The following is a 16525-nucleotide window of genomic DNA, read 5'->3' as shown; positions in this document are numbered from 1 at the left end:
ATAAGCCAAATAAAGATAATTGGTTAATCCATCACCAACAAACAAGGTTAATTGGGCAGATAAGAATCGAACAGAAGGATTAACGCGTTGAAAATAAGTCTAGTCGAAAAAATCGACTTCAGAAACAAAAACAGGCGGCATAAATGCCACCTGTTTTTGTAAATCTGGGATTACTGATTCTTTGAAACGTAATCGATCGCTGCTTGAACAGTAGTGATCTTTTCAGCTTCTTCATCAGGGATCTCGGTGTCAAACTCTTCTTCTAGAGCCATAACCAATTCAACAGTGTCCAGAGAATCTGCACCTAAATCGTCTACGAATGATGCAGCTGATTTAACGTCTTCTTCTTTAACGCCAAGTTGCTCAATGATGATTTTCTTTACACGTTCTTCGATGTTGCTCATTAGTTTTCTTTCCTATTCAAATTACACACTTGCGTAAGATTGCGAGTAGTTTATTCGATCCAGCTGACAATGCAAGCTTAGTTTTCGTGGTCTAACCACGAAAATTATCATACTTTGATATCAAACGAGATTCAATAAAGTCGTTGCCATAAAAGGCGATTAAACCATGTACATTCCGCCATTTACATGCAGGGTTTCACCTGTTATGTATGCAGCTGAGTCAGATGCCAAGAATAAAACAGCATTAGCAATTTCTTGTGCTTGTCCTAAACGTTCCATTGGAACTTGAGACATAATGGCTTGTTGTTGCTCTTCATTTAGCTCATCAGTCATATCAGTTTGAATGAAACCTGGTGCAATAGCATTAACTGTTATTTGACGAGATGCAACCTCTCTAGCAAGAGATTTTGTAAATCCGATCAATCCAGCTTTTGCCGCAGAGTAATTTACTTGCCCTGCATTGCCCATTGTACCTACAACTGAGCCAATATTAATAATGCGGCCATTACGTTTTTTCATCATAGAACGCATAACAGGTTTAGATAATCTAAACAGTGAAGTCAAATTGGTGTCAACGATATCTTGCCACTCATCATCTTTCATTCTCATCAATAAATTATCACGAGTAATACCCGCATTGTTAATCAGAATATCAACATCACCGGCTTTTTCTTTGATCTGGGTGAATAATTGCGCAACTGACTCACTATCGGTGACGTTTAAAACTAAACCATGACCTTTATCACCAAGGTAATCTTGAATTGCTGCAGCACCTTTCTCACTTGTTGCTGTACCAATAACTACAGCGCCAGCTTCAACCAGAGTTTCTGATATAGCGCGGCCGATACCACGGCTTGCACCTGTAACTAAAGCTACTTTGCCTGTTAAATTCATGCTAATGCTCATGTCTTTTCCTTATTGGATTAAAGCAGATAAAGACGCAGCATTATTCACAGCTTGCCCCTTTAACGATTTATTTATTCTTTTTGTTAACCCTGTTAGTACCTTTCCAGGTCCCATTTCAACAAGTTCAGTAACACCTTGAGAAGCAATAAACTCAATTGTTTCGCTCCAGCGCACTGGGCAATATAATTGGCGTACTAACGCATCTTTTATATCTGACTCTGACGTAGGAGCAGCAACATCAACGTTATTGATAACATTGATCGTTGGCTCATTAAACGTAATAGCTTCAAGTGCAGCAGCAAGCTTTTCTGCCGCAGGTTTCATAAGCGCACAATGTGAAGGCACACTGACAGGTAGTGCAACAGCCATTTTAGCACCAGCAGCTTTACATGCTGCTGCAGCTCTTTCAGTTGCTTCTTTTTCACCAGCTATAACCACTTGGCCTGGGCTGTTAAAGTTTACCGGACTGACGACTGCACCATTGGCAGACTCTTCACAGGCTTTTGCAATTGAATCGTTATCAAGACCAATTACAGCAAACATTGCCCCTGTCCCAGCAGGAACCGCTTGTTGCATTAATTGGCCACGCAGCTCAACTAATTTCACTGCGTCTTCAAATGCTATTACGCCACCGCAAACTAGCGCTGAGTACTCACCCAAACTGTGACCTGCTAGTAATGCAGGCTTAGCTGCACCACTTGCTTCATACGCACGCCAAATAGCAACACTTGCTGTTAATAATGCAGGTTGAGTTTTATCTGTTTCATTAAGTTTTTCAGCAGGACCATCTTGTGTTAACGCCCATAAGTCGTAACCTAAAACCGCACTTGCTTGAAAAAAGTTTCTGTGACAATGGGAAATTCAACCGCAAGATCAGCTAACATGCCAACAGCTTGTGAACCTTGTCCAGGAAAAACGAAAGCCATATTTTCCATTATAATTATTACCTTTTTTCGTTCATGAAAAATGAAATAGAACTTCACCAATACTATAAATAAAAAGACACAGAAATCTATGTCTTTAGGTGTCTAGTAGCTTACTGGTGATATTACAAAAAATCTAGAATCTTACTAATGCACTACCCCAAGCAAATCCGCCACCGAATGCTTCAAGTAATATAAGCTGACCACGTTGAATTCGACCATCTCTTACTGCTTCATCCAATGCAATAGGCACTGATGCAGCAGAAGTATTGCCATGCTTTGCTAAGGTCAATACGACTTTGTCTAAATTCATATCCAACTTTTTAGCTGTTGCTTTGATAATTCTGAAGTTAGCTTGATGAGGTACTAACCAATCAATCTCAGATTTATCGATATTGTTAATTCGCAAGGTTTCAGTTACAACATGTGATAGCTGAGTGACAGCAAATTTGAATACATCATTCCCTTTCATTGTCATGAAGCTAACGGCTTCTGACGACTCTGCTGCTCTTGGTGGGAATGAACACTTTAATAAATCGCCCTGACGGCCATCTGCATATATGTGCGTTGAAATAATACCGGGTTGTTCACTTGCACCAATCACGGCAGCACCAGCGCCGTCACCAAATAAAATCACTGTGGTCCTATCTTCAGGATCACACAGACGTGATAACACATCAGCACCTATGACCAATACTTTCTTTGCTGCACCGGTTTTAACAAACTGATCAGCTACAGATAATGCATAAACAAAGCCTGAACACGCAGCGGCAATATCAAAAGCAGGAATGGTGTGAATGCCTAATAATTTTTGTATTTCACATGCGGCAGCAGGAAAAGCATTACTTGCGCTCGTAGTACCACAAACAATCATATCAAGCTCACTGGCCTCAACACCGGCCATTTCTAATGCCTGTAATGCTGCTTGATACCCCATCGTGGTCACAGTTTCATCTTCAGCAGCAATGCGGCGTTCAGATATTCCTGTACGCTCCACAATCCATTGATCTGAAGTTTCAACCATTTTTTCTAGATCGTGATTACTACGAACTTGCACCGGTAGATAACTACCAGTTCCGAGAATTTTTGTATGCATATAATGAGATCAGTTATTGATGTCTAAAAGAATCGTCTCCAAACGATCTTTAATCATTTCTGGAAGACGACGTTTCGCTTCTGTAGCAGCTAAATTAATTGCTTGTAAATATGCTGCTTCATCTGCATTTCCGTGACTCTTTACTACTATTCCGCGCAATCCTATCAGACTTGCACCATTATAGTGGTCGGGGTTCATCTTACTAAGCACAGATTGTATACGTGGAGCGAGGAGTTTAGACAACATCCGAACGAATAAACCTTGCGTTAAGCCTCGTTTTAACTGATGTACGAGTAACTTCGCTATTCCTTCAGAAGTTTTTAAAGTGATATTGCCGACAAATCCATCACAAACAATGACATCAACATTTCCAGTGAATATTTCATCACCTTCAATAAATCCAGTGTAATTGACTTGTTCGGTATCAATTAAGTATTGAGCGGCTTGTTGAACTTGATCATTTCCCTTAACGTCTTCTATTCCGACATTAAGTAATGCAATTTTGGGTTTGGCACGTTTATGGACAGCTTCACATAAAACAGAGCCCATGACAGCAAACTGAAAAAGGGTTTCAGAATCACAGGACACATTAGCGCCAAGATCTAATAGATATACAGGCTTACCTGTAACAGCAGGCAAACAACTCACTAAAGCGGGTCTATCAACACCCGGTAAGGTTTTGAGTAATATTTTAGCGAGTGCCATTAAAGCACCTGTATTACCCGCACTCACACACGCTTGTGCCTTACCGTCTTTAACAAGCTCTAATGCAAGACGCATAGAACTTTGCTTACGAGAACGAATGGCATGAATAGGCCTATCACCCATGGTGATAACTTCAGTGGTATGAACAATTTGAATGCGTGCACGAATGGCACTGTCAATCTCAACTAAAAAGGGATCAATCTCGGCTTGATTGCCTACAAGAATTAATGATAGTTGGGAATTGAATTTAAGTGCCTGCAAGGCTGCAGGCACTGTGACGGAAGGGCCATTATCGCCCCCCATCACATCCAACGCGAGCGTCAGATCCGTCATAAGATTAGCAACAAATTACTTGTTGATAACCTTTTTACCGCGGTAGAAACCATCAGCAGTCACGTTGTGACGTAGATGTAATTCACCGCTAGTAGCGTCTACAGATAATTGAGCAGTGCTCAATGCATCGTGTGAACGGCGCATGCCGCGCTTTGAACGTGATTTTTTATTCTGTTGTACAGCCATTTGACTTGTCTCCTAGATTACTTGCTCTTCAGTTTTTCTAACACTGCAAACGGATTTGGACGCTCCTCTTGAGAGGGCTCGATTTCGCCTACAGCTATGTCACTTGTTCCTAGATTGCAATCAGCATTCTGATGCATAGGAATAATTGGCATAGCGATTATCAATTCATCTTCAATCAACTGATGCAGACGAACTTCACCAATTTCATTGCACTCAATCGGCTCATACGCATCCGGGAGCTCATCGATTTCTTCTTGAGTCTTACAAGGACTAAAGGAGAAGTCGACCGTAACCTCTGTGGTATATGGTGTCATGCAACGTTGACATAGCAGAGTGAGCTCCGTCACAGCCTTCCCGCTAAGGTAGACTATCCCCTGAATATCGACGCCACATTCTAACGACACTGTCACATCGGAACAATCGCCAGCACATAAATCGTTTAATCGCTTATTCTGTCTGCCTGGCACAATGCCTTCATAACGAAGACCACTGGCAGCAGTTCGAATAGGATCAATTGATACTGGTATCTTTACTGTTTGCATAAGGCGCGCATATTATAGTTTGAAAACGCTAGAGTCAAAGGAAATTTATCCAAATTGCGGTTAAATACATAACCAAACAAAATGAACGATTAACTAAAACGCCAACATTAAAATTGATCGAAGCGAAATATTACCTGTGACCGCGAGCGATCACAAGCGCGATCCGACTAAATTTACTGCATTTGAACGCAATTTTGACTTAATATAGTCGCAATTGGACAAATAGACGAATCGCACCCCATGAATACAAAAATCATCTTAGCTTCAACATCCATTTATCGCAAAGAAATCCTCAGTAAATTGCAGCTTCCATTTGACTGTATTTCACCTGAAACAGACGAGACAGCAGTAGAGAATGAAACCGCTGAAGAGTTGGTATTAAGACTAGCAAAAGCCAAGGCTCTCGCAGGGGCTAAACTATATAAGCAAACAAGTCAGACAAACGATGAGGCACTGGTCATTGGTTCAGATCAAGTAGCCGTTATTAATGGCAATATTATCGGTAAACCACTGACACAAGACAATGCAATCAAACAATTACAACAAGCTTCAGGTCAAGCTATCACCTTTTATACTGGCCTTAGTGTCATTAATAGCGATAGTTTACAAGCCCATTCCATCGTAGAACCCTTTACTGTTCACTTTAGGCAGTTAACCCTTGAAGAAATCACTCGTTACGTAGAGCTTGAGCAACCGTTATATTGTGCAGGAAGTTTTAAGTCTGAAGGCTTAGGAATTGCACTATTTGACAAATTAGCTGGTGATGACCCAAATACATTAATTGGTTTGCCGTTGATTAAGCTTATCGCTTTGTTAAAACGCCATGGATTAGACGTTCTGACATCTCAATAAAATACACAAATTATTTTTTACTAGGAAACCCAACCCCTTCTAGAAGATTACAAGGCCGGTATAAAAGCTTAATTAACCAAGAAATAGATAATAAAAAGCCGCAGATTGAGCTGCGGCTGATAGAAGCATTTTTGCAACCGTCGACGAATTTTTGTGAATAGAGTCGACTTATATATGCAACAGAATATCTTGCGGCGAGTTAACTGTATTTGTCGGTGACTGGGTTAGTAAATCTTCTAGGCTATGGGCGCCATAAGTCACTGCAATACTATTCACGCCAGCATTATTAGCCATCGCAATATCTAATTTTGAATCACCTATCATTACCGTTTTACTTGGACAGATGTTCAATTCTTCAAGTAATGAAGTAATCATAGATGGATGCGGTTTAGATTCCGCCTCATCAGCCGAACGTGTTGCAATAAAATAATGACCTAAGCCTGTCTCAGTAAGCATACGGTCAAGGCCTGCTCGGCGTTTACCTGTCGCGATAGCAAGCGTCTGCCCATTAGCTTTAATCTGTGAAAGCACTGACTCAATACCATCAAATAAAGGCGAAGGCGTCACGTTAATATTCATATAATAGTTTTTATAAGCTTCAAGCAATGCATCATATTGTTCAGGATTGTCAGGAAATAATTTTTCCATCGCTGGTAATATAGACAATCCAATGATGTCTCGAACTTGTTGCTCTGACGGCACAAGTAAATTCAATTCTTTAGCAACACATTGCATGCAATCAACAATCTTACCAATTGAATCCATTAATGTGCCATCCCAATCAAAAATCACTAACTCATACTGCTTAATTGTGTCTTGATTCATGCGCGTTTCAGCTTTTGTAATGTTGATTGTAATACGTCATCTAATGGCGCTTTCACTATTTTGACTTCATCATTTTCTGGATGAATGAATTTAAGTTCTGCCGCATGCAAAAATAGGCGATTTAAGCCTTTTTCGCGCATTGCATCATCAAATTTTTGTTCGCTATATTTATCATCACAAGCGATAGCATGGCCCGCAAATTGACAATGAACACGGATTTGATGAGTACGGCCAGTGACAGGGCTTGCCTTTACAAGGGTACAACCTTGATAACGCTGCATGATTTTGTAACGAGTTTCAGAAGGCTTCCCCTCTTGATTCACACGAACAATTCGTTCGCCAGACTTAAGAGTAATTTTCAACAGCGGCGCTTTAACGACTTTATCTTTCGCTTGCCAATCACCACGCACCAACGCCAAATAATCTTTTTGCATAGTTTTTTTACGTAACTGATCATGCAAATGCTTTAATGCACTTCGCTTTTTAGCGATGAGGAGAACCCCTGAGGTATCTTTATCCAGACGATGTACTAGTTCTAAAAACTTTTGCTGTGGACGCAAAGAGCGTAAGCCCTCAATCACACCAAAATCCACACCACTGCCACCGTGAACTGCAATACCAGCCGGCTTATTTAATACGATTAAGTGATTATCTTCATGAATAATGCGTTGTTCTAGCTGAGTCACTTTAGATAATTTAGGTGACGGCGCTGTTCGGTAATCTTTCTCAGCCATTCTGACTGGTGGAATACGAACCACATCATCAATTTGTAATTTATACTCAGGTTTAATGCGTTTTTTGTTAACTCTAACCTCGCCCTTTCGCACAATACGATAAATCATGCTTTTAGGGACACCTTTAAGTTTGGTGAGTAAAAAATTATCAATGCGTTGCTCAAAATGATCTTCATCAATGGTGACCAACTGAACTTTCGTGGGAGTTTCTGTATTCATGATGCGCCTATAGTAATTACGAGGCACATTGTACCCTAAGTTTCGCTTGGATGGGACAATAAGAATGTGTGGTTTTTATTGCTGTATAAATTGTTTATTGCTATATTTGCGCTGTGATTGAGGATAAACAGTGAATAAATTGTTCACAAGCTCAAATCATTACGGTGTTTTTTCAGTAGAATTCATGAGCACGACAGGTAGCAAGTCATTGATTTGCAAATTGTAAACATCACAATTCGATTAGTATCGTTTTTACAGTTAAACCGTCTGCTTAATCATTATTTACTAAGTTTTCCTGAAAACCTACGCCCCCCTATTCGAACAAATTTTAGCTTGTTATCAAACAGACAGATTCGTCTTGGGCATTACCGGAAAAGAAATTTAAATTTATGGGGTTTGTTGGCGATTAACAACGAATTCCTTGTTTTTGTAATTATTAAAAAATAAGCCATAAATAGGTCGCGACACGCAGCGAATGCGTCTTACAGAAATGCGCACCTAACTTGCCTAAAAACCAGCCGTGAGGCTTAGTGAACAACAATTTTAGGCCCGTAATGCAACGAAATCTCGACGTTTGATGACCTTATTAGAAGAATTAAGCCATCATGAAACGTATGTTAATTAATGCAACTCAATCGGAAGAGTTGCGTGTTGCCCTAGTAGATGGGCAACAATTGTATGATCTGGATATCGAAAGCCCAGGCCATGAACAAAAAAATCAAATATCTATAAAGGCACCATTACTCGCGTAGAACCCTCATTAGAAGCTGCGTTTGTTGATTACGGCGCTGACCGTCACGGTTTCCTTCCATTAAAAGAAATCGCTCGCGAATACTTCCCTAAAGGATACTCTTTCCAAGGCCGCCCAAATATCAAAGAAGTGGTATCTGAAGGCCAAGAAGTTATCGTCCAAATCGATAAAGAAGAACGTGGTAATAAAGGCGCTGCCTTAACAACGTTTATCTCTCTTGCTGGCTCTTATTTAGTTCTGATGCCAAATAATCCTCGTGCTGGCGGCATTTCGCGTCGTATCGAAGGTGATGAGCGTACTGAGCTTAAAGCGGCTATGTCAGAGTTAACTGTACCAAATGGTATGGGTCTGATTGTACGTACTGCTGGTGTTGGTAAAGATGCTGCTGAATTAAAGTGGGACTTAAAAGTTTTACAACACCACTGGGAAGCAATTCAAGAAGCAGCTCAGAGTAAACCTGCGCCATTTTTGATTCATCAAGAAAGTAACGTGATTGTTCGTGCAATCCGTGATTACTTACGTCGTGACGTGGGCGAAATACTAATTGACCATCCACGTATCTATGAAGAAGCAAAACAGCATATTGGTTTAGTACGCCCTGATTTCGTTGAACGTGTTAAGCGTTACGAGTCTGAAGTACCATTGTTCACACACTTCCAAATCGAATCTCAAATTGAGTCAGCATTCCAACGTGAAGTGCGCTTGCCTTCTGGTGGTTCAATCGTAATTGACCCAACGGAAGCACTAACTTCAATCGATATCAACTCAGCCCGTGCAACAAAAGGCGGCGATATCGAAGAAACAGCGTTAAACACCAACTTAGAAGCGGCAGACGAAATTGCACGTCAATTACGTTTACGTGATTTAGGCGGTTTAGTCGTCATCGACTTCATTGATATGACGCCAGTTAGACACCAACGTGAAGTTGAGAACAGAATGCGTGATGCGGTTCATTTAGACCGTGCACGTGTTCAGCTTGGCCGTATTTCACGTTTTGGCTTAATGGAAATGTCTCGTCAACGCCTACGCCCTTCTCTTGGCGAATCAGCAGCGCATTTATGTCCCCGCTGTCATGGCCAAGGTACAATTCGTAGTACTGAGTCATTAGCGCTTTCTATTCTTCGTTTAATGGAAGAAGAAGCCATTAAAGAGAACACGTCTCAAATTGAAGCTGTTGTTCCTGTTGATGTTGCTGCGTTCTTATTAAATGAAAAACGTAAAGCAATTCGCATTACAGAAGAACGTCACAATGTTGAAGTATATGTCATTCCTGATTCTCACATGACAACACCTGACTACCGTGTATCTCGTTTAAGAAGCGACGATGAAGTCGTTGAATCAAGCTACAAGCGTGTAGAAAAGCCTGAAGCTAAATTATACGAGCCTCGCAAACTTGAACGTGCTGAAGCGCCTCAACCTGCGATTAAAGGTTTCGGTACGCCGAAAGCTGCAGCAAAACCTGCTGTAGAAGCAAAACCAAAAGCAACAGAATCAGCGCCGTCAGAGCCTGGTTTCTTCGCTAAAATGGTTTCTGCTATCAGCAAGCTATTCTCATCAGATGAACCTGCTAAGAAAGAATCGAAGCAGTCTGATAAGAATCGCAAAGAAGGTCAAAATAATCGCCGTAACCGTCGTAATGACTCTCGCCGAAATGACAACCGTCGCAACCGTAACGATAACCGCAGTGATAATCGTAATGATGCTGACAACAAAGGCAGAGACAACAAAGGCCGTAATAAGAAGGCTGACAGAGATGTTGCAAATAAAGAGCAACAAGAAAAACGTCAGTCTAAAAACGACCAACGTAACAAGGCTAACAAGTCTGCAGATAAGTCTCGCCCAGAAGGAGAGAAGTCTCCTAAGCAAGAAGCTGCAAGAGAGCGTCGTCAACGTCGTAACATGCGTCGTAAAGTTCGTATCGAGAACGAACAAAGTGAAGCAAAACTAAATGAAGTTGAAGTAGCTGAAAATGCTAAATCTGCTGAAGTAATTGCAAAGCCAAATGCGGAGCAATCAGCTAAACCAACACGCACTCGTCGCCCAAGAAAAGACAACAAGGCTAAAGTTGAAACTGAAGTGAGTGCTGAATCTGTAGCTGCTAAACCATCATTAGATGCCACGGTATCTAAAGCTGAAGCCAGCGCAGAAGTTCCAACTGAAACCACAGTTGAAACTAAAGTTGAGCCAAAAGCTGAAACTGTTGTTGAAACAACTGACGCTGTTGCTGCAACAAATAATGCAGCCTCTGAAGCAACTGCTCCTGCTGAAGCAACTGTTCCTGCTAAAGTTGAATCATCGGACGCTTCAGATGAAGCAACCTCAGAAGACAACGAAGAGAAACAAGGTCAACGTCGCAGCCGTCGTAGCCCACGCCATCTTCGAGCAGCTGGACAACGTCGTCGCCGTGATGAAGATGAAACAGCACCTTCTGCAGCCGTATTTACGCCTGTAGATGAACTAGAAAAGCAACTTGATGCTGAACAAGCTGCAGTAGAGGTCACTTCAGAGCCAGCTCCAGCTGTTGAAGCTCCTACTTCTCAAGCTGTAGAAACTGAAACACCAGCTGTGACTGACGATAAAGTTGAATTGACGCAAGAAGAAACGTCAACTGACACTCAAAAAGTTGTCGAGGCTTCAGAGAAGGTTGAGACGCCTGTTGAATCAGCTCCTGAAGTTGAAGCGCCAGTCGAAGCACCTGTAGCTGAAATTGCAGACGTTATCGAAACAGCACCGCAAGCAGAGACATCAAACAATGTAGTTAAACCTACCGAAGTTGAAGCTAAGGTTGAAGTTAAGGCTGAGCCTGCAAAAGCTGAGGCTGTAAAAACTGAAACAGTAAATGCTGAACCAGTAAAAGCTGAAACAGTAACTAAAGATAATTCAATTGCATCAGCACCAATGACTAAGCCTGCTGCAATCGAACGTAAAGTGGTTACCGCACCAGTTGCTACCGAAACTAAAACAGAAGCGAAAACTGATGCACCAGCTAAAAAGCCTGCTGCTAGTCGCTTTGGTTCAATGGTAATGTCAGAAACAACTAAACCTGTATCTGAAGTGCGTCAGCAGCAAGCTGTACCAAAAGGTCGTGAATACCAAAAATCACAACCTGATGCTGAAACGGTAAAATCAAAAGTAGCTAACAGCGCATCTTCTGATACCACTAAAGCATAAACTCAAATACTGAGCCTAATATAGGCTCATTAAAAACCACGCTAAATAGCGTGGTTTTTTTGAGTCTACGTTGGTCAAATATAGTAATTAAACTGAATTAAGCTTAAATTCAGGTTTAGTGAAGCATTAAATTTTGTTAACATACGCACACTTTAATTTTCAAACACTTCAATTGTTTTCAGAGGCTAAATGTTCGATCTACTACGTCATAAAACCAGCAGTAGCAAAGCAGATATTCTATCTGGTTTAACTGTTGCTCTTGCGCTTATTCCAGAAGCTGTTGCTTTTGCATTCGTCGCACAAGTTGAACCTATGGTAGGTTTATACGCAGCCTTTATTATGGGGTTAATCACTGCTGTAATTGGTGGTCGTCCAGGAATGATTTCTGGTGCAACCGGTGCAATGGCTGTTGTCATGGTATCACTAGTTGTTGAACATGGCGTTCAATACCTATTTGCGGCGGTCGTGCTGGCGGGGATAATTCAAATATCTGCAGGGATATTTAAACTCGGTAAATTTATCCGTATTGTACCGTACCCAGTGATGATCGGATTTGTTAATGGTCTCGCTATTGTGATTTTCTTAGCACAACTTGGTCAATTCCAAGTTAAAGATGCTGCAGGCAACATGGTATGGCTAGGTCAAGAGCCGTTAATGATAATGCTTGGCTTAGTTGCTTTGACCATGGCAATTATTCATTTTTTACCAAAAATAACCACAGCTATCCCCTCTTCATTGGTGGCAATTTTAACAGTAACCGCATTAGTTGTTGGACTAGACTTAGATACACGCAATGTACTCGACTTCTTGAAAACAATGAGTGGTGATGAGCAAGCCACTATTGCTGGCAGCTTACCAAGCTTCTCAATTCCGAGTGTGCCGTTTACCTTAGAAACCCTTTATATCATTTTACCTTATGCCTGTATTTTAGCGGCAGTTGGCTTAATCGAATCGTTACTAACCTTAACGGTAATCGATGAAATGACAAACAGCCGTGGTCGTGGTAACAAAGAATGTGTTGGTCAAGGTGTGGGTAACATTACCAGTGGCTTCTTTGGCGCAATGGGCGGTTGTGCGATGATTGGTCAATCAATGATTAACATCAACTCTGGTGGTCGTGGCCGTTTATCAGGTATCACAGCTGCACTAGCTTTACTTGCGTTTATTCTGTTTGGTGCTGCGTTCATCGAAATCATTCCACTTGCCGCATTGGTGGGTGTAATGTTCATCGTGGTATTAGGCACGTTTGAGTGGGCAAGTTTTAAAGTCATGCGTAAAGTACCTAAGCATGATGCTTTTGTTATTGTGTTAGTGACAACGGTAACCGTATTTACTGACTTAGCCTTTGCTGTGTTCGTTGGTGTTATTGTGTCTGCACTTGTATTTGCATGGGAGCACGCTAAACATATCAACGTTGAAACCAGTACCGATGCTAATGATTGGAAAGTCTATAAACTGAATGGTCCGCTGTTTTTCGGCTCAGTTTCAAACTTCCTAGAGTTATTTGATGCTGCTGGCGACCCTGAAGATGTGATTGTGGATTTCCAAAACTCACGTGTTGCAGACCACTCAGCATTAGATGCTATTGATACCTTGGCTGAGCGTTATGTTGCTGCGGGTAAACGACTGCATTTAAGACATCTAAGCCCTGACTGTAAAGAGTTACTACATAAAGCACGTGACTTAGTTGAGATTAATGTTATCGAAGATCCACACTACAAAGTCGCAGATGATGCACTTGACTCATAAAATACGTTAGCCATTTAAAGCTAATTTATACATAAAAAAGGCGAACTATTCAGTTCGCCTTTTTTATGTTAATACGTTATTGATATATTAAAAACTGGCATCATTACTTACTTTTTTAATATAGCCTCAAACTGTTTCATCGCTTGTTCGAACTTAGGCTTAATTAAAATTTGGCAATAGGGCTGCTCTGCATTATTGGCAAAATAATTTTCATGAAAACTCTCTGCTTGATAAAACGCTTCAAACATTGTTACTTCTGTCACAATAGGTTTAGGCCAAATACCTTGCTGAATCAGTTTACTGATAGCAATAGTCGCAGCATCAACTTGTTTGGCATCATGAGTAAAAATAACCGAACGATATTGAGGGCCTTTATCATTGCCTTGACGATTTAATGTCGTCGGATCATGAATCGCAAAAAATACCGCAAGTAATGTTTGATAACTTATCACGCTAGGATCATAAGTCACTTGAACAACTTCTGCGTGGCCAGTAGTTCCACTGGTGACCGCTTCGTAATGCGCATCTTCAGTTCCACCGCCGCTATAGCCAGAAATTACAGATTCAACACCGTCTAGACGTTGAAATATCGCTTCGATACACCAAAAACAGCCAGCACCGAAAGTTGCTAACTCCATCGACTTTGCTTTTGCTGAACGTTCATTTTCAATTTCTTCTTTGCTTTTAAACACCATCGAAGTTGAATTGACACAATGACGTGTATTTTTACCCGTTAACATTTCGCCTTTAAAAACATGGCCAAGATGGCCACCGCATTCGTGGCAGGTAATTTCTGTGCGTTGACCATCAGCATCCAGCGTTCTATCTATAGCACCGTGAATTTCGTCATCAAATGCTGGCCATCCACAGTAAGCATTAAATTTAAATTCGCTTTTATATAATGGGTTTAAGCATTTTTTACATAAGTACAAGCCTTCTGCATCATGATTGACGTACTCTCCACTAAATGGACGTTCAGTTCCTTTTTGCTCAATGACATACTTTTCAAACTCAGTTAATTCGTTCATTTGCATCGTCCTAACTTCAATCTAGACCTTCATACTTTAAAGCAATTTTTCAGATATGGCAGTATGCCGAATAAAGATCACTAATTCGACTTATTAGACCTGTTTTTACTTCAAAAAATTGCGACAAAGTGTGACCAAGGTTAAAATCAGCATGGGTCAAATAAAACAATAAGTAGAAAATATGAAATTAGAAACCATTGATTACCGCTCAGAAGATTGCGCAAAGCAATTTGTTGAGTCATTACGTGAGACCGGATTTGGTGTTTTATCAAATCACCCTATTAGCAAAGAACTCGTAGAAACCATCTATAAAGAATGGTATGAGTTTTTTCAATCAGAACAAAAACAGGATTTCCTGTTTAAACCTGAAACCCAAGATGGCTTTTTCCCAGCATCAATATCTGAAACGGCAAAAGGACATACAGTAAAAGATATCAAAGAATATTTTCACGTATACCCTTGGGGTCGTATTCCTGAATCATTAAAACAGAATATTCTTGCTTACTATAAACATGCAAATCAACTCGCCGCTGAACTACTCGGCTGGATTGAACAGTATGCGCCTGAGGACGTCGCCAAGCACTTCTCTATTCCTTTACCTAAAATGATTGAAGATAGTCAAAAGACATTATTAAGAGTGTTGCACTATCCACCAATGTTAGGTGATGAAGAACTGGGTGCAATCCGAGCAGCAGCCCATGAAGATATTAACCTTATCACTGTCTTACCAGCAGCGAATGAACCAGGATTGCAGGTTCAAACCAAGGACGATACTTGGATTGATGTCCCAAGTGACTTTGGTAATATCATTATTAATATCGGCGACATGCTACAAGAAGCCTCTGGTGGTTATTACCCTTCGACATCGCATCGTGTGATCAATCCAGAAGGCACAGATAAAACTAAATCAAGGATCTCTTTGCCACTATTTTTACATCCTAACCCTGAAGTTGTGCTTTCTGAACGCTATACTGCAGACAGTTATTTAATGGAAAGATTAAGAGAACTTGGTGTAATTTAAGTTTGTTAACGTTTCCAAACAGTTTAAAGCGTCTTTTGGCGCTTTTTTTATCTTTTAGAGGCATAACAAGGTAGAATATGCCCCCCTTGTAAGTAGTGGTTTAAAAAAGGCAAACTCATGGCAATTCAATGGTACCCAGGACACATGCACAAAGCTCGTAAAGAGATTGAAGAGGCAATGCCTCAAGTCGATCTTGTCATCGAGGTTTTAGATGCACGTATTCCATACAGTAGCGAAAACCCTATGGTATCAACGTTAAGGGGCGATAAGCCATGTATCAAATTACTCAATAAATCTGACTTAGCCGATCCGGAAGTCACTGCACGCTGGATTGAATACCTTGAACAAGAGCAAGGCGTTAAAGCAACAGCCATTACCACGCTTCAACCTGGGCAAGTTAAGAGCATTCCTGATATTTGTCGTAAATTAGTACCAGCTCGAGACAAAGTAGAAAAAGATATACGTACGATGATTATGGGGATCCCAAACGTCGGAAAATCAACCATTATCAACACACTGGCAGGCAGAACTATCGCTAAAACCGGTAATGAGCCCGCTGTGACCAAGCGTCAGCAACGTATTAATCTCAAAAATGGCATTGTACTATCAGACACGCCAGGCATCTTATGGCCAAAAGTTGACAATGAATCAAGTAGTTACCGCTTGGCAGTAACCGGTGCTATTAAAGATACCGCAATGGAATACGAAGATGTTGCTATGTTTGCGGCAGAATATTTCTTACAAGCTTATCCTAAAGCGATTTGCGAGCGATACAAGCTCGCCGAGCTCCCGGAAACCGATATAGAATTACTCGAAGCGATTGGCCGTAAACGTGGTGCACTTAGACCTGGTGGCCGTATCGATTTACATAAGGCGTCTGAATTATTACTGCATGAATTCCGCTCAGGAAAAACAGGTTTACTAACACTAGAAACGCCTGAAATGGCAGAAGTTGAAAAAGCCGAAGTCGCTAGACTATTAGCTGAAAAAGAGGCGTTAAAGCAACAAAAACTTGAACAAGAAAAGCTAAAACGCTCAGGCAAGCGACACCAACAAGGTTAACGAACAAAAAAGGCTTAC

13 protein-coding genes and 2 pseudogenes are annotated in these 16525 nt (G+C 41.0%); 5 read left to right on the top strand and 10 right to left on the bottom strand.

Annotated elements, in window-relative coordinates:
* Nucleotides 1-170: 170 nt before the first annotated feature.
* The 7 genes and pseudogenes from acpP to yceD all read right to left on the bottom strand — a co-directional run bounded on the left by acpP (nt 171) and on the right by yceD (nt 5095).
* Nucleotides 171-404 (bottom strand): acyl carrier protein, encoded by a 234-nt coding sequence (gene acpP / locus ACGEDC_RS17480; RefSeq protein ID WP_011496723.1) that lies wholly within the window; start codon nt 402-404, stop codon nt 171-173.
* Nucleotides 405-563: 159 nt separating this feature from the next.
* Nucleotides 564-1298: a 3-oxoacyl-ACP reductase FabG gene (gene fabG, locus ACGEDC_RS17475; protein ID WP_197495512.1), complete on the bottom strand. Its 735-nt coding sequence runs from the start codon at nt 1296-1298 to the stop codon at nt 564-566.
* 21 nt (nt 1299-1319) lie between these two features.
* Nucleotides 1320-2245: pseudogene (gene fabD, locus ACGEDC_RS17470) on the bottom strand (ACP S-malonyltransferase).
* A 124-nt stretch (nt 2246-2369) separates the two neighbouring features.
* A complete protein-coding gene (locus ACGEDC_RS17465; protein WP_394494725.1) occupies nt 2370-3329 on the bottom strand; it encodes a beta-ketoacyl-ACP synthase III in 960 nt (319 codons plus the stop codon).
* A 9-nt stretch (nt 3330-3338) separates the two neighbouring features.
* A complete protein-coding gene (gene plsX / locus ACGEDC_RS17460; protein WP_055024420.1) occupies nt 3339-4367 on the bottom strand; it encodes a phosphate acyltransferase PlsX in 1029 nt (342 codons plus the stop codon).
* A gap of 15 nt (nt 4368-4382) precedes the next feature.
* The gene (rpmF, locus tag ACGEDC_RS17455; protein WP_011496728.1) at nt 4383-4553 is read right to left on the bottom strand and encodes a 50S ribosomal protein L32; all 171 of its coding nucleotides are present in this window, start codon (nt 4551-4553) and stop codon (nt 4383-4385) included.
* 17 nt (nt 4554-4570) lie between these two features.
* Nucleotides 4571-5095 (bottom strand): 23S rRNA accumulation protein YceD, encoded by a 525-nt coding sequence (yceD, locus tag ACGEDC_RS17450; RefSeq protein ID WP_394494722.1) that lies wholly within the window; start codon nt 5093-5095, stop codon nt 4571-4573.
* A gap of 240 nt (nt 5096-5335) precedes the next feature.
* Here yceD and ACGEDC_RS17445 point away from each other — a divergent pair, with 240 nt between their 5' ends.
* Nucleotides 5336-5947: a Maf family protein gene (locus tag ACGEDC_RS17445; RefSeq protein ID WP_394494717.1), complete on the top strand. Its 612-nt coding sequence runs from the start codon at nt 5336-5338 to the stop codon at nt 5945-5947.
* A 168-nt stretch (nt 5948-6115) separates the two neighbouring features.
* Here ACGEDC_RS17445 and ACGEDC_RS17440 read toward each other — a convergent pair whose 3' ends face one another.
* Both ACGEDC_RS17440 and rluC read right to left on the bottom strand, forming a co-directional pair.
* Entirely contained in the window at nt 6116-6772 is a 657-nt protein-coding gene (locus ACGEDC_RS17440) for an HAD-IIIA family hydrolase (protein WP_394494715.1), read from the bottom strand.
* Nucleotides 6769-7725: a 23S rRNA pseudouridine(955/2504/2580) synthase RluC gene (rluC, locus tag ACGEDC_RS17435; protein ID WP_394494713.1), complete on the bottom strand. Its 957-nt coding sequence runs from the start codon at nt 7723-7725 to the stop codon at nt 6769-6771. The genes ACGEDC_RS17440 and rluC overlap by 4 nt, the downstream gene beginning before the upstream one ends.
* A 605-nt stretch (nt 7726-8330) precedes the next feature.
* Here rluC and rne point away from each other — a divergent pair.
* Together rne and ACGEDC_RS17425 are read left to right on the top strand one after the other, a co-directional pair.
* Nucleotides 8331-11647: pseudogene (gene rne, locus ACGEDC_RS17430) on the top strand (ribonuclease E).
* A 189-nt stretch (nt 11648-11836) separates the two neighbouring features.
* On the top strand, nt 11837-13396 hold the full coding sequence (locus tag ACGEDC_RS17425; RefSeq protein ID WP_055024415.1) for a SulP family inorganic anion transporter: 1560 nt from the start codon (nt 11837-11839) through the stop codon (nt 13394-13396).
* A 107-nt stretch (nt 13397-13503) separates the two neighbouring features.
* Here the strand turns inward: ACGEDC_RS17425 and ACGEDC_RS17420 are convergent, their stop codons facing one another.
* On the bottom strand, nt 13504-14424 hold the full coding sequence (locus ACGEDC_RS17420; protein ID WP_211030833.1) for a bifunctional methionine sulfoxide reductase B/A protein: 921 nt from the start codon (nt 14422-14424) through the stop codon (nt 13504-13506).
* A gap of 181 nt (nt 14425-14605) precedes the next feature.
* Here ACGEDC_RS17420 and ACGEDC_RS17415 point away from each other — a divergent pair, with 181 nt between their 5' ends.
* Complete coding sequence (locus ACGEDC_RS17415; RefSeq protein WP_055024413.1) at nt 14606-15445, top strand: isopenicillin N synthase family dioxygenase; 840 nt, start codon at nt 14606-14608, stop codon at nt 15443-15445.
* 117 nt (nt 15446-15562) lie between these two features.
* Nucleotides 15563-16507 (top strand): ribosome biogenesis GTPase YlqF, encoded by a 945-nt coding sequence (gene ylqF / locus ACGEDC_RS17410; RefSeq protein ID WP_055024412.1) that lies wholly within the window; start codon nt 15563-15565, stop codon nt 16505-16507.
* Nucleotides 16508-16525 lie beyond the last annotated feature (18 nt).

It is taken from the genome of Shewanella sp. ENK2, from assembly GCF_043568515.1.
Taxonomy (GTDB): domain Bacteria; phylum Pseudomonadota; class Gammaproteobacteria; order Enterobacterales; family Shewanellaceae; genus Shewanella; species Shewanella japonica.
Note: the sequence above shows the minus strand (reverse complement) of the source record. Positions and strands in the feature narration are given on the sequence as shown.

Bases quoted from the DNA above. Each gene is read 5' to 3' on its own strand.
- acpP (WP_011496723.1), bottom strand. From the start codon at position 404: ATGAGCAACATCGAAGAACGTGTAAAGAAAATCATCATTGAGCAACTT.
- fabG (WP_197495512.1), bottom strand. From the start codon at position 1,298: ATGAATTTAACAGGCAAAGTAGCTTTAGTTACAGGTGCAAGCCGTGGT.
- ACGEDC_RS17465 (WP_394494725.1), bottom strand. From the start codon at position 3,329: ATGCATACAAAAATTCTCGGAACTGGTAGTTATCTACCGGTGCAAGTT.
- plsX (WP_055024420.1), bottom strand. From the start codon at position 4,367: ATGACGGATCTGACGCTCGCGTTGGATGTGATGGGGGGCGATAATGGC.
- rpmF (WP_011496728.1), bottom strand. From the start codon at position 4,553: ATGGCTGTACAACAGAATAAAAAATCACGTTCAAAGCGCGGCATGCGC.
- yceD (WP_394494722.1), bottom strand. From the start codon at position 5,095: ATGCAAACAGTAAAGATACCAGTATCAATTGATCCTATTCGAACTGCT.
- ACGEDC_RS17445 (WP_394494717.1), top strand. From the start codon at position 5,336: ATGAATACAAAAATCATCTTAGCTTCAACATCCATTTATCGCAAAGAA.
- ACGEDC_RS17440 (WP_394494715.1), bottom strand. From the start codon at position 6,772: ATGAATCAAGACACAATTAAGCAGTATGAGTTAGTGATTTTTGATTGG.
- rluC (WP_394494713.1), bottom strand. From the start codon at position 7,725: ATGAATACAGAAACTCCCACGAAAGTTCAGTTGGTCACCATTGATGAA.
- ACGEDC_RS17425 (WP_055024415.1), top strand. From the start codon at position 11,837: ATGTTCGATCTACTACGTCATAAAACCAGCAGTAGCAAAGCAGATATT.
- ACGEDC_RS17420 (WP_211030833.1), bottom strand. From the start codon at position 14,424: ATGAACGAATTAACTGAGTTTGAAAAGTATGTCATTGAGCAAAAAGGA.
- ACGEDC_RS17415 (WP_055024413.1), top strand. From the start codon at position 14,606: ATGAAATTAGAAACCATTGATTACCGCTCAGAAGATTGCGCAAAGCAA.
- ylqF (WP_055024412.1), top strand. From the start codon at position 15,563: ATGGCAATTCAATGGTACCCAGGACACATGCACAAAGCTCGTAAAGAG.